Annotated in this window: 1 pseudogene; it reads left to right on the top strand. The window is 68.4% G+C overall.

What is annotated here, in order from left to right:
- Positions 1-523 precede the first annotated feature (523 nt).
- Positions 524-797, top strand: a pseudogene (locus CCN37_RS36855) (BMP family ABC transporter substrate-binding protein); the annotation flags it as partial.

Genomic DNA, 797 nt, shown 5'->3' with positions numbered 1-797 from the left:
GGTGCTGGCCATGGTGGACTGGCCTCCAACATCGCTGGTGGATGAAGGCCCGCAGTCCGAGGGGGATACCCGAAACACGGACCCCGGCTCCGGCGTTCGTCACGGAGCCTTCGATTCGGGGAATGCTAGCCCCGGGCGCGCGCGGGTACCCACTTGGCACAGGGCTGTGTGATCGAGCAGACAGGCTCATCGGCCGGGCTCGTCGAGAAGTTAGCCCCACCTTACTTGGCGGGCCTGCGCCGGACGAGCGGTTTCGAATTCGAAGATCTTGGCGCCACGTGAATCGAGTTCGCCAATTGTCCAAACGTGTCCGTGCGTTGACCGGGCGTGTTCACCGGGCCCGGCGTCAAACGATTCGGTCACGTCGGCCACTTCGAGGGGCGGCATTCGGTGTACTGGCGGGTACGGTTGCGCGTCCGATATTCCCCGGCAACGCCGCCGCAGGCCGAAGTGTCCGGCCCGGTCCGCCGCCCGGGTTCGCGCTGCTCTGTTGAGCAGGGAGGAGACACACGCCGTGCGTCGTATGCGTGGCACCGTCCTGGCAGCCGTCGCGGTCAGTACCGCACTCGTGCTCGCCGGATGTGCGAAGGACTCTGGTGCCCCGTCCGGCGGTGGCAGCGCTTCCGGTGACGGGTGCAAGCTCGCGCCGAAGCCGCCAGCCGCCGCGGCCGGGACCACCTCGTCCAAGGCCCAGGAGAAAGCCGACGGCAGCGCCCTCAAGGTGGGCCTCGCCTTCGACATCGGCGGCCGGGGCGATGCGTCCTTCAACGACTCCGCCGCCGCTGGGGTCGACAAGG

Origin of the sequence: Allokutzneria sp. NRRL B-24872 (assembly GCF_002155965.1) — a bacterium.
Lineage (GTDB): Bacteria > Actinomycetota > Actinomycetes > Mycobacteriales > Pseudonocardiaceae > Allokutzneria.
The sequence above is the reverse complement of the archived record's forward strand: the minus strand, read 5'-3'. Positions and strand labels throughout refer to the sequence as shown.